General features: G+C 47.8%; 13 protein-coding genes. 9 read left to right on the forward strand and 4 right to left on the reverse strand.

Features of this window, described 5'->3' with window-relative positions:
* Position 1: 1 nt before the first annotated feature.
* Entirely contained in the window at positions 2–376 is a 375-nt protein-coding gene (locus IEY13_RS17880; RefSeq protein ID WP_188954610.1) for a hypothetical protein, read from the forward strand.
* A 121-nt stretch (positions 377–497) separates the two neighbouring features.
* Here the strand turns inward: IEY13_RS17880 and IEY13_RS17885 are convergent, their stop codons facing one another.
* On the reverse strand, positions 498–884 hold the full coding sequence (locus tag IEY13_RS17885; protein ID WP_188954611.1) for a hypothetical protein: 387 nt from the start codon (positions 882–884) through the stop codon (positions 498–500).
* Positions 885–1,009: 125 nt separating this feature from the next.
* Between IEY13_RS17885 and susR the strand changes: the two genes are divergently transcribed.
* Positions 1,010–2,641, forward strand: coding sequence for a SusR family glycan utilization regulator (gene susR / locus IEY13_RS17890; protein ID WP_188954613.1), 1,632 nt, complete (start codon positions 1,010–1,012; stop codon positions 2,639–2,641).
* A 157-nt stretch (positions 2,642–2,798) separates the two neighbouring features.
* On the forward strand, positions 2,799–5,021 hold the full coding sequence (locus IEY13_RS17895) for a glycoside hydrolase family 3 C-terminal domain-containing protein (RefSeq protein WP_188954615.1): 2,223 nt from the start codon (positions 2,799–2,801) through the stop codon (positions 5,019–5,021).
* 176 nt (positions 5,022–5,197) lie between these two features.
* Here the strand turns inward: IEY13_RS17895 and IEY13_RS17900 are convergent, their stop codons facing one another.
* The 3 genes from IEY13_RS17900 to IEY13_RS17910 form a co-directional block, all read right to left on the reverse strand.
* Positions 5,198–6,859 carry a trypsin-like peptidase domain-containing protein gene (locus IEY13_RS17900; protein WP_188954617.1) on the reverse strand — a complete coding sequence of 554 codons (1,662 nt, stop codon included), beginning with the start codon at positions 6,857–6,859 and terminating at the stop codon, positions 5,198–5,200.
* Positions 6,860–6,868: 9 nt separating this feature from the next.
* Positions 6,869–8,011, reverse strand: coding sequence for a TlpA disulfide reductase family protein (locus IEY13_RS17905; RefSeq protein WP_188954618.1), 1,143 nt, complete (start codon positions 8,009–8,011; stop codon positions 6,869–6,871).
* Positions 8,012–8,162: 151 nt separating this feature from the next.
* Positions 8,163–8,711 carry a lipocalin family protein gene (locus IEY13_RS17910; protein ID WP_188954619.1) on the reverse strand — a complete coding sequence of 183 codons (549 nt, stop codon included), beginning with the start codon at positions 8,709–8,711 and terminating at the stop codon, positions 8,163–8,165.
* A gap of 78 nt (positions 8,712–8,789) precedes the next feature.
* Between IEY13_RS17910 and IEY13_RS17915 the strand changes: the two genes are divergently transcribed.
* From IEY13_RS17915 to IEY13_RS17940, 6 genes are all read left to right on the forward strand, one after another.
* A complete protein-coding gene (locus IEY13_RS17915) occupies positions 8,790–9,713 on the forward strand; it encodes a helix-turn-helix domain-containing protein (RefSeq protein WP_188954622.1) in 924 nt (307 codons plus the stop codon).
* A 74-nt stretch (positions 9,714–9,787) separates the two neighbouring features.
* The gene (locus tag IEY13_RS17920; RefSeq protein ID WP_188954623.1) at positions 9,788–10,258 is read left to right on the forward strand and encodes a hypothetical protein; all 471 of its coding nucleotides are present in this window, start codon (positions 9,788–9,790) and stop codon (positions 10,256–10,258) included.
* 3 nt (positions 10,259–10,261) lie between these two features.
* On the forward strand, positions 10,262–10,570 hold the full coding sequence (locus tag IEY13_RS17925; RefSeq protein WP_188954634.1) for a DUF3817 domain-containing protein: 309 nt from the start codon (positions 10,262–10,264) through the stop codon (positions 10,568–10,570).
* 6 nt (positions 10,571–10,576) lie between these two features.
* Positions 10,577–10,942, forward strand: coding sequence for a rhodanese-like domain-containing protein (locus IEY13_RS17930; protein WP_188954637.1), 366 nt, complete (start codon positions 10,577–10,579; stop codon positions 10,940–10,942).
* A gap of 97 nt (positions 10,943–11,039) precedes the next feature.
* Complete coding sequence (locus IEY13_RS17935) at positions 11,040–12,011, forward strand: aldo/keto reductase (RefSeq protein WP_188954639.1); 972 nt, start codon at positions 11,040–11,042, stop codon at positions 12,009–12,011.
* A 44-nt stretch (positions 12,012–12,055) separates the two neighbouring features.
* Positions 12,056–12,865 carry a helix-turn-helix domain-containing protein gene (locus IEY13_RS17940; protein WP_188954641.1) on the forward strand — a complete coding sequence of 270 codons (810 nt, stop codon included), beginning with the start codon at positions 12,056–12,058 and terminating at the stop codon, positions 12,863–12,865.
* The last annotated feature ends 56 nt before the right edge of the window (positions 12,866–12,921 follow it).

The raw sequence follows: 12,921 nt of genomic DNA on the forward strand, positions 1-12,921 counted from the left end.
TATGACACAACAACACACACCTACAGAAGAAGCAACAGGGGCCATCAGAAAATGGCAGGCAGTATTGGATATGCTCAGGCAGGAGAACAATCTGCTCAAAAGCCGGTTAACCCATTATCTGCAGCAGGACATCAGTAAATCGTTCCTGGAAACGGCAGAATATTTTCATCAGCGCTTTTTGTTTAAAGATCAGCTGATGGAACTGCTGCGACACGACATTACCGATCTGTGGCAGGAAATTAAAACGCCGGTGCAGGCGCTGAGGCACCCACACTGGCATACACGTTTTTATACACTGGAAAAAGACATGGAAAAACTACAGACAGAGTTTAACGTGATGAAAGAAGCGTTTGACGCACACTTGCAGGCACATTGACAATAACCCGATACCGAATTTATTAGCGGGAACACGTTCTGCAACCGGTGATCAGCGACCGGTACGCCAAAAAAAGGGCAACGAAATCGTTGCCCACAGGTGCATCAGGCTGTTCCCGTTTTTACATCCATTCGGCGCAGAAACGGTGAAATGATTGCCGGAGTTCCAGCCATAAACGTTCTTCGGTTATGTACTGATCTTCCAGTTTACTAAGTTGTGCAGATAGTTTGTTGTCGATAAAGCCCACATAATTCTCCGCTTCTTTGCCAATGGCCACTACATTCTGGCGGATGTTGTGCAGCAGTTTTTCAATAGCTTCAGTATGCAGCACAAACTGATTTTCAAAATGTTCTACTTGCGACAATATATCCTGCCATGTGTTTTTAGAAGCAATATCCTGCAAACGGTGCCGCAGAATAACCGTTTCTTCCTTGTAAAAACGTAAAGCGCGTGTCCAATCGCTGTAAGCACTGTTCCAATGTCTGATGTTGATGCTGCTAACTTTCATACAGCAAACTAACATCAGTTTCAGGGCCTGTAAAATGACGGGCATCACCCTCCTGTTTAATCGTCGTCAGTATTGCCGGAATAACCCGTAATTCTATCTTTGCCGCCATGCTGAAAATTAACGGATTGAAAACTTGTTTGCTGGTGCTTCTGTTTACGCTTCAGGCTGGTAACCTGTACGCCGATGCCGGCCGTGACAGCATTTTACACGAACTGGATGAAGCCATCCGCAACAAAGCAGCATACATTCACAACCGGGAAAGCCGCATTGCCCATATCCGGGACGCTGCTGTTGACACCGGCTTTAACCGGCTGCAACTGCTGTACCTCAATTTTTCAAAATACAATCTGGATTCTGCCATTTACTATGTAAAACAAAGCCTGCAACTGGCAGAGGCTACACATAACAAGCCTGAACAACAATCAGCACACCTGCGGCTGGCCATTCTGTATTCCTCGCTGGGCAAATACCGGGAATCGGAACAGTTACTGAACGGGATACAGAAAAAAGACCTTCCTGCCTATCTATATGCAGAATATTACGAAGCCTGGATGCGTTTTTACGAGCACTATGCCACCAACGGCTATACAGATGCTTACGCGCGGCAGATACACCTGTACCGCGACTCGCTGATTCAGGTGCTGGATACTTCCGGCACTGCCTGGAAGGTGCTGAAAGCAGAACAGGATATTTACAGCGGAAAAACCGCCGGGGCCGAAACAGTACTACGCCGGTTGTTACATACCTTACCACAGAACGACTGGTACCACCCCATGGTGCCTTACCTGTTGGGTAGTATGTACCGGCAACGGCGGGATACAGCTGCACAGATATATTATTATGCCCTCTCTGCCCTGTCTGACACCCGGGCTGCCGTAAAAGACCATGCCTCTCTGTTAAACCTGGCCCTGCTCTGCTATGCCACGGGCGATGTTGACCGCGCCTACCGCTACACCCGCAGCGCAATTGAAGATGCCTTGTTTGCCAGGGTGCAGTTCCGCAGCAGGCAAATGGCTGAGTTTTTAACCGTGGTAAGTACCGCCTACCAGGAAAGGGAAACGCTGAGGCGCCAACAACTGCAGCAGTACCTGCTGGCCATAAGCCTTCTGTCGTTCTTTTTGCTGGCAGCGGTAGTATATGTATACCGGCAAATGAAAAAAATGCAGCGGCTGAAAGAGGAAATTGACGCCGGCAGCAAACAGCTGGCTTTACTGAACAAAGACATTATTCAGAAAAATGCCCAGTTGCAGGAAAGAAACAGTCAGCTGTCTGAGGCCAATCATATTAAAGAAGAATACATTGCCCGCTTTTTCGATCTGTGCTCTGCCTACATCAGCAAACTGGAGACTTACCGTAAAACGTTAAACCAGAAGGCTACCGGCAAAAAAATGGATGAATTATTTGAAATGCTGCGCAGTACCACCCTGGTGGATACGGAGCTGGAGGAGTTGTACCGGCATTTTGATCATATATTTCTGCACCTGTATCCTGATTTTGTGCGCCACTTTAACAGCCTGCTGTTACCCGAAGAACAGGTAACGCTGAAACCCGGTGAACTGCTGAATACCGAACTGCGCATTTTTGCCTTGATACGCCTGGGCATTACGGATAGCAATAAAATAGCCGACTTTCTCCGCTACTCCGTTAGCACCATTTATAACTACCGCACCAAAGCCCGTAACAAAGCTGCCGTACCGCGGGATGAATTTGAAAAACAAGTGATGAAAGCGGGTATTTCGGGCGAAAAAACGGCCTGATAACACTACAGCTTCACTACTTTTTTGACGGCCTTACAAATCGTAACACATTATTTTTCAATCACCTAAACACCCAACCTACTACTTTCTACTCCCAATTAAAACATCCAGCCACACAGCAAGCTAGCTTTACTGCCACTTAATAGAATTACGGAATATGTTCAGCAGAAAAAGTACGCTTGCCGCCCTGCTCGCTATTGCGATGCCAGGCGCCTACGCCCAGCAAAAAACGGATGTTCCCGTGTATCTCGACGACAGTCAGCCTATTACCAAAAGAGTAGCTGACGCCCTCTCCCGCATGACGCTGGAAGAAAAAATAGCCATGATTCATGCACAATCTAAGTTCAGTTCGCCCGGCGTACCCCGCCTGGGAATACCGGAAAACTGGACAACTGATGGCCCCCACGGCATACGCCCCGAGGTGTTGTGGGATGAATGGTCGCAAGCCGGCTGGACAAACGACAGCTGTATTGCCTTTCCCGCCCTTACCTGCCTGGCAGCCACCTGGAACAAGGATATGGCCCTGCTGTACGGTACCAGCATTGGTGAGGAAGCCCGTTACCGTAACAAAAACATATTACTGGGCCCTGGTGTAAACATGTACCGCACGCCTTTAAACGGCCGCAATTTTGAATACATGGGTGAAGATCCCTTCCTGGCCGGTAAAATGGTGGTGCCTTATATTAAAGGTGTACAAAGCAACGGTGTAGCCGCCTGCGTTAAGCACTTTGCGCTTAACAACCAGGAAACCGAGCGCCACGGTGTAAATGTGAATGTAGATGACCGCACCTTATACGAAATTTATCTGCCTGCCTTTAAGGCCGCTGTACAGGAAGGACAGGCCTGGGCCATCATGGGCTCTTATAACAAATACAAAGGGGAGCATTGCTGCCATAACCAATACCTGCTGAACGATATTCTGCGTAAAGAATGGGGGTTTGAAGGCGTGGTAGTAAGTGACTGGGGTGGTGTACACGATACCAGACAGGCTATTTTTAATGGACTGGATATGGAATTTGGCTCGTGGACAAACGGTTTAAGCTGGGGTAAAAGCAACGCTTACGATGCGTACTACCTGGCTAAGCCCTACCAGCACCTGATTCAAACCGGCGAAGTTGGCACCAAAGAGCTGGATGAGAAAGTAAGCCGCATTCTGCGCCTGTCTTTTCTTACTACCATGAATAAAAACAGACCTTTCGGCAGCTTTGGCACAGAAGCGCATGCACTGGCAGGCCGCCGCATTGCTACAGAAGGTATTGTACTATTACAAAACAAAAACAACGTACTGCCTTTGCAGGTAGGTAGCGTTAAAAAAATAGCGGTTATTGGTGAGAATGCATTGAAAATGATGACAGTAGGCGGTGGCAGCTCATCTCTTAAAGCCAGATATGAAGTAAGTCCGCTGGATGGCCTGAAGAAGAGAATAGGCACACAGGCAGAGATAGTATTTGCCCGCGGTTACGTAGGCGATGCCAGTGGCAACTACAACGGTGTGGTTACCGGGCAGAACCTGGCAGAAAAACGTTCTAAAGCCGAATTGCTGGAGGAAGCCCGCACCGTAGCAAAAAATGCAGACGTAGTAATTTTTATAGGCGGCTTAAACAAAAGCGATTTTCAGGATAGCGAAGGAAACGACCGCAAAAGTCTGGGCCTGCCTTACGGACAAGATACCGTAATACGCGAACTGGCCAAAGTAAACAAAAACCTGGTGGTAGTAAATATATCCGGCAACGCCGTAGCAATGCCCTGGGCTAACGAAGTAGCGGGTATTGTACAAGGCTGGTTTTTGGGCACCGAAACCGGCAATGCACTGGCAGCCGTGTTAACCGGTGATGTTAACCCATCCGGCAAACTGCCTTTCTCCTTCCCTGTTAAATTGGAAGATGTGGCAGCACACGCCAAAGGCGAATTTCCTGGTACGAAAGAAGAGACTTATAACGAAGGTATTTTTACCGGCTACCGCTGGCACGAAAAGCAGCAGATTAAACCCCTGTTTGCTTTTGGATACGGCTTAAGCTATACCACTTTCCAGTACGGCAAAGTAACGGCTGATAAAAAATCAATAACTGCGGCCGACAGCATCAGTTTTGCTGTTACCGTTAAAAATACCGGCAAACGCGCTGGCGCAGAAACCGTACAGCTGTACATAAGCGATGTTAAATCGTCTGTACCGCGCCCGGTTAAAGAATTAAAAGGCTTTGAAAAAATAAGCCTGGAGCCCGGTGAAGAAAAAACAGTACGCTTTACCATTGGCAAAAATGCTTTAAGCTTCTTTGATACTGCCAAACACGACTGGGTGGCAGAAGCTGGCGAGTTTGAAGCTGTAATTGGTGCTTCTTCCGCAGACGTAAAAAGTAAAGTAGCTTTTACCCTGCAATAGAATATCCCTGTCAGCTTTAATAAAAGAACCCCGGCGAGTGCGTTGCCGGGGTTTCTTTTTTGTATGCTATTGGTAATTTGAACGCTTTATGTACGAACCGGTACCGAACCTACACCGAACACGTGCTATACTTTTATCGGTTGTACCCCGGTTTCACAATGTGCAGGGTTCTGGCTTTAGCGAAGCGCTTCCTGAACAAACTGATTTACCAATACTGCTGGTAAGGCAAATACCGATGTTCTGCCATAACGGGCAATGTTCAGCCCTCTGAAGTGGCCTCCCATATCATACACCGGCCCGCCACATTGTTCGGGGGTAAGAATGGCATCGTGCATAAACACCTGCTTAAAACCATCCCTGCGGCTGCTTTTACCACCCGGAAACATATCTACCGGGTGAGTGGCTGCAAAAACAGGACGTTCTGTTAATACCGCTTTACCGGAGTATTCTTTTCCTGCACGCAGATAATCCACTGTAAGTGTATCACCTGGCCAGTAGCGGCTCATCTGTTCGCCATAAGCGGCTGCACTGTCCAGCGTTAATCCGTTTATACGCTTTACTTCATCACCTTTTTGCAGGTTCATTGCAGCAGCAGGTGAGCCACCACGTACCAGTGTAACCGTAACAGGCCCTTTACGGTAGGCAACAGAAGCACCAAAGTATCCGGTACTCCATTGTTTAGGCATAGATACTGCCTGGCTACCTGTAACGCTGATTACCACTTGGGAATCTGTGCGTGGAGAAACTAAAAAGCCGCCCATATCAGCAACAGCTATGGAATCGTTAGCCGCTACGGCAGATGAAAGAGGGTAACCGCCCGGCAAAACAGCATTGCATTGCAGCAACACCAGATCATTCTCCCGGTCGCGTTTTATTACATTCAGCAACACCGATTTCCGGTTGTATTGCAATACCGGCTTATCCGCTACCATGGAGCTTTTGCTTATTATATAAGACTTGCCTTTTATCTTCAGCAACATGCCATACACACTGCGTGTGGCGGTATCAATAGTACTGGTAATATTATGGCAGTAGCCACCGGTAATGCCCCAGATAGCATGTGCCTGGCTTGCCACCTGCTGCTGGCTGGCCCAGGTGGTGGTAGCCTTACCACCTTTGTAAGTAGTATCAGAAACGGTGGCTGGCCACTCCCGGAAGTACTCCCCGGTTTGCAGTGCCTGCCAGTATTTCCGGTACCAGTTTACCGGAATTTCCATATTCCAGTCTTCCGCAGGCAATATAGCAGTATGCAACCCTATTACATTACCCTCGCAATCAAACAACGGGCCTCCACTATCGCCCGGCTCCATAATGGCAGAAGTTCTGATAAACCCCAGTTCAGTTGCCGTTTCCAGCACCCTTCCAAAACGCACCATGGGTTTCGGCTGGTTTAACGATTCCGGCCAGGCAATGCTTACACACGGATCGCCCGTATGCAGGGCAGCGCTCTGCCCCATAGGCGCAAACGCCCAGGTACCAGGCGTAACCATTTTCATCATAGCCACATCCGGCAAACGCGTATCATCCTGAAACACAATTTTACCCAGCGCTACGGCAATGGCTTCGCTACCATTGGCAAACGTAACCTTATAGGTTTTGCCGGGGTCGGTAATATGGGCAGCAGTAAGAATATGCCCTTCTGCGGTAACAATTACGCCACTGCCTACGCCACGGGCTTCGTGGGTAAGCGTATCGTACCATTGCAGCTTTACACACGCAGGGGTTACTTTTTGTACAGTCTGCTGCACCGCCTTTTGCAGTTGCGGCGCTGTTTGAGCGCTGCAAAGCGGTGCCAGTGCGGTAAACACCGGCAGCAGAAAAGAATATTTTACAGGCATGTGTGGCTGTTATTTGTTGGCAAATATTTCAGCCAGTTTTGCATTTAGTTTCTCGCCTCTTACATCGGTAGCAATAATATTGCCTTCGGTATCTATCAGGTAACAGGCAGGTACGCCTCTTACACCGTATAAACGGCCTACTTCATTATTCCAGCCTTTCAGGTCAGATACATGCAACCAGGGCAAACCATCTTTTTCAATGGCCTGTAACCAGGGCTTTTTATCACTATCCAGCGATACGCTCAGTATTTCAAAACCTTTGTCTTTATACAGCTTATACTGCTTTAGCATGTTCGGGTTTTCTGCACGGCAGGGGCTGCACCAGCTGGCCCAGAAATCCAGCAGCACCACCTTCCCTTTCAGAGAACTCAGCGCCAGAGGATTACCGTTTATATCGTTTTGAGTAAATGTGGGGGCAGGTTTGCCGGTAGCTACCAAACGTACAGATGCTATACGCTGTGCCATGGCTTTACCATTGTCCAGATTTTTAAGGTCGTCAGACAAGGCATTGAACAACGGCTCAATTACTGCTACATCCATTTTATAACCCGCAGCATCTACCAGTGCCTCCAGCGCAAAGTAAGAGGTAGGATGCGCCTTTGCAAATGCCAGTTGATTCTCCGCGTGTGTGCGGCGTGCCTCTTCCATATCCTTATTCAACGCCTCTATAAAGGCCGGATCTTTTTTATCTTCCGGTGAGGCTTCTTTGTATATCGCATTATGCTTGCGGATCATCTCTATAAAAGAACCGCCAATCTCTTTATTATAGGCTACAAACGCATCATATACCTTGGAACCCGTTACTTTGGCGTTGATGATGGAGTCGGCAGAAGTAAACTGCATGTTCTCCTGGCCAAAATCGAAGTACACCACATCGGCATCGGGGCTGTAAATTGAAAACGGCTTGCCTTTGCCTTCATGGTCCAGCGACATACGGGAAGATACAATACCGGCAACGGTGCCTTTTATGGTAAACACACCGTTTACTACATCGGCAGAATCTTCCTTGCCCTGGCCATTGTCCATATAGTCAATGTACACTTTACAGGGCTTACCCAGGTTTCCTATTTTACCGGTAATACTAAAGGGGGCAGATTGCGCACCGGCTACGGCGGGTGCTAAAGCAATCAACGCCAGCAAATTCCATTTCATGATATTGGTTTTTCGGGTTTATACCGGCTATGAAATTGGGAAAAACCCGACAAACCAATTGTTAATGAACTTTAAATAGCGGTTTTCATCTATTTCTGCTGCCGGGGCAAAAGTGGCCCGGCCAAACAGACTGAATAGTAAAATTGTCCCGCTATTCCTTATCATGCCGTGTCCACACCAGTGCTTCTGTATCATACCCCACTACCTTTGCTTTTGCCAGATAATCCGCTTTCACCGCTTGGGGCATGTCTTTTTCGCGGGATAACAGCCACATGTATTTCAGGTTATCGCCCATAACCAGCGCGTACTTGTATTCAGGATCTATGGCTATTACATTATAACCGGAGTAAAACGGCCCGAAGAACGATACCTTCAAACGCCCAACATTTTTACCCTTTACAAACTTCGCCTTGCCTATGCTTTGCTTCCAGTCGTTTTTAGTAGTATCAAATCCCCGGTTATCAACCCGTATACTGCCGTTTTCATTCAGGGTATAGGTGGCGGTAACATTGGTAAGATTGCGCTCATACTTAAAATCCAGCCGGGCTATCTCATACCACTTACCCAGATACTTTTCACTATCAAAAGGCGATACTGCTGCTGCACCTTCCGGTATAGACACACAGGAGGTAGCACCCAGCACTATCAATGCTCCCACACCTACCGCAGCAGCTATAGCTACTTTGTTTGCATTTTTCATAAGTTTCGTGTTTAGCTGTAAGCATTTCAAAAGCTATGCCTGATAGCTACGTAATTTTGAAACAAAAACAACCATAACATGCAGCAGCAGGAAACCATTCCGTTTTACAGTACCCCCGCTTTTATATCGGAGTTCATTCCCGCTGCTGAAATGAACCCCTTCCTAAAACCCGGCTATGCCGATTTTATGATTATGCGGATTGAGGATATGTACCGGCATGTACACCGGGCAGTACCCCCCACCCGCTCTTCTACCCATATTCTGTTATATTTTACAGAAGGACGGGCCGATATGCAGGTAAACAATCAGCACTACACCCTGCTGTCCGGCCAGATGCTTACCATAGCTGCGGGGCAGGTAATTGCCTTTGATGCCTGGCACCGGGATATTTACAACAAAGGATACATCTGCATATTCAGCAACCAGTTTTTTGCCGGGCTGCTGGCACAGACCGATCTGCAACAGCAGCTGGACTTTCTGCGTATATACAGCTCCCCTTTTGTTGATATACCCACCACCCGCCAGCCCGATCTGGAACATTTGTTTAGCCGCCTTAACACAGCCTACCAGCAGCAGGGTCTGCAACAGCAATCTCTTTTACAGGCATACCTGCTTACAGCCTTACTGGAAATAAAAACAGTTTACCCGCCGCATGCCGCCTTAGGGCAAACGGCTGCTGCCCATATTACCCGGCAGTTTCTGGAAAAGCTATCCAAACAAATACGTCAGGAGCACCGTGTGGCAGAATACGCAGCCATGCTGCACATATCTCCCAACCACCTGAACAAAGCGGTGAAAGCAGTAACAGGCAAGTCTTCTGCCGCATGGATAGATGATACACTGATACTGGAAGCCCAGATACTGCTTAGCCAGACACAGGCGGGCGTGGCACAGGTAGCAGCTGCCATAGGTATATGGGATGCTTCTTATTTTACCCGGCTGTTTAAAAAGAAAACCGGCCTTACGCCGGGCGCCTACCGGAAGAAGATTGAAATATCCTGATAATGGATTTCTATGTGCTACCCGTTTGAAGCAGCGTGTACGAGCTTTGCACCTGTAATCAAAACACATGGTTCATGCAATTCTCCGGGTTTATTTTTCTGCTCTACGCACATTCTCTTTTTCGATGGCTGGTAGTAGTAAGTCTGGTATATACCCTTTACCGGGCTGCCCGCGGGTGTTATATGCAAACAGCTTTCAGTAAAACAGACAATACCGCCCGGCACCTCACTGCTACTATTGTACACATACAGTTTATGCTGGGCATGGTGCTATACTTTCAAAGCCCCGTAACCGCTTACTTCCGGCAACATACTTCCTCCGCTGTGCATCAGCCGGATTTTCTGTTCTTTGGGCTGATACATGCGCTGTTAATGCTGGCCGCTGTAGTGGTGGTTACCTTTGGCTCTGCGCTTGCTAAACGCCAGGCTGCTGATGCGCATAAGCATAAAACCCTGCTTACCTGGTACCTGATAGCTTTTGTTGTTGTGGTTATAGCAATCCCCTGGCCTTTTTCACCATTGGCACACAGACCTCTTATCCGATAATATATGAAACATTATCTCACTTCATCACTCGGTCGCCTCCGGCTGCTATCTTATGCAGAAGGCACTTCGTTATTACTGCTGGCAGGCATAGCAGTTCCTTTAAAACATTTTGGCAACACCCCCTTAGCGGTACAACTGCTGGGGCCGGTGCATGGTGCCTTGTTTGTATTGTTTGTAATCAATGCCATTGGCGTAGGCATAGAAAGACAATGGCAGTTTACAGGCTTTACCGGTAAACTGCTGCTGGCTTGCTTTATACCCTTTGGTACTTTTTATATGGACAAACGTTATTTAAGCAAACTACCCCTGTAACTACACATGAAAACCATACTTATTATTGCCGTTTTACTGGTACTGACCTATGCAGCCATTACGGCCTGGAGTAAACACAAAGTATCGGCCAGTCTGCCGCAACTGGTAGCAAACGGAGCCATTATACTGGATGTACGAACAGAAAAGGAATTTTCCGGAGCACACATTCCCGGCGCGGTAAACATATCGCTGGGCCGCATACGGGAAGACTACCGGTTACTGGACAGCAGCAAAACCTATATCACCTGCTGCTCCCACGGTTTACGCAGCGTAAAAGTGGCGGATATTCTGAAAGAAAAGGGCTTTAAGCACGTATTCAATGGTGGCGCGTGGACAGATTTACAGGAGGCGCTTTCTGTAAAACAGCATTAGCACTTCAGAGTGAGCCGTATAGACAAGTAATTTGAGCCGTAAAGAACATGGTGCCTGCACTGGTACCAACGACCTTTGTTATCATAAAACAGCAGTTATGACAACAATAACAAAGATAGCATTGGGTAATAATGGCCCGCTGGTATCTAAACTGGGACTGGGCTGTATGCGCATGTCTCCCGTTTGGGGCAGTAAGGCCAGCGACGAAAACGAAAGCATCGCCACAATTCAGATGGCACTGGACACCGGTATTAACTTTCTTAACACCGGTGATTTCTACGGGGCCGGCCATAACGAACTGCTGGTAGGCAAAGCCATTAAAGGCAGACGCGAAGATGCTTTTATCAGCGTTAAGTTTGGTGGCATTTTCTACGGCAGCCAGATGCTGGGGTTAGACCTCCGCCCTATCGCCATCAAAAACTTTATCAACTATTCACTGGTACGCCTGGGCACAGACTATATTGATCTGTATCAGCCCTGCCGCATGGACAACAGCGTTCCCATGGAGGATATCATTGGTACTATTGCCGACCTTATTAAAGAAGGTAAAGTGCGCCATCTGGGTGTGTCGGAAATTACCGCAGCACAACTACGCCAGGCGCATAGCCTTCACCCCTTAACCGCATTGGAGATAGGCTACTCCTTAGCCGACCGGCAGATAGAAAGCGACCTGCTACCTACCGCAGCAGAACTGGGTATAGGTGTAGTGGCTTTTGCCAATACCGCAGAGGGTTTACTAACCGGTAATATGAAAGCCCCGCTGGCAGCAGATGCCTACCAGAACCACTTCTCCCGTTTTCAGGGCGATAATCTGGTAAAGAACCTGGAGAAGGTGGAGGTATTACAACAAATGGCAAAAGACAAAGGTTATACCCCCACTCAACTGGCTATTGCCTGGGTAAACGCACAGGGCAACCATATTATGCCGCTGGTAAGCATGAGCCGCAGAGCACGCTTACCCGAAAACACCCAGGCAATGGAAATTACCTTCACCGCAAATGAACTGAATACATTGAATACCCATTTTGCGCCGGGCGCTATACTGGGTAGTACTTACCTGCACCGATAGATATACGGGGGCTGTATAAGCCCCCTTTACTCTAACTTTATGTAATGACGCATCCAAACGAAATCATCCCGGGAGTTATCTTTTTCTCTTACCTCTCTACCATGCGCAGGGATACCGTGGCCTTTCTGGCACACAATACCCTGGTAATGCAGGTATCGGGACAGTTTACGTTTGAAACCACTAACCAAACCATTTCTATGCGCCGGGGGCAAATGCTGCTGGTGGGTAAAAACCAGCTGGGGCAGATTACCAAAACACCATTGCCCGATGAGGATTATGAAACCATTGTAATTACCTTACAGGAGGATTTTCTCAGAACCATCGCCCTGGAGGAACAGATTGAGGTAACTGAAAAGTACATTGGTTCTCCCAACATTCTTATTCCACCTAACGATTTTCTGCACGGGTATTTCCAATCCATTATACCCTATGTACGCAACCCTAAAGAAAAGCTTACCACCGCCATGGGCATGCTAAAGGTGAAAGAAGGGGTAAAGCTGCTGTTGCACACCATGCCGCAACTCCGCAACCTGCTGTTCGACTTCTCTGAACACCACAAAATAAATCTGGAAAAGTTTATGCTCAGCAACTACCACTACAACATACCGGTAGAGAAGTTTGCACAGCTTACCGGCAGAAGTCTGGCCGCCTTTAAACGCGACTTCAAAAAAACATTCAATACTTCTCCCCGGCAATGGCTACAGGAAAAACGGCTATTGGAAGCCAGACACCTGATAGAAACCAAACACAAAAAGCCATCTGCCATTTATCTGGACTTAGGTTTTGAAAGCCTCTCCCACTTTTCCCATTCTTTTAAAAAGATGTTTGGCAAAGCCCCTTCCGACTATATATAAGAATCAGTAACGGCTTAGTATAAGCAGAACATCTGTAAACCAAAACGGGCCACTTC

Origin of the sequence: Filimonas zeae (assembly GCF_014641615.1) — a bacterium.
Lineage (GTDB): Bacteria > Bacteroidota > Bacteroidia > Chitinophagales > Chitinophagaceae > Filimonas > Filimonas zeae.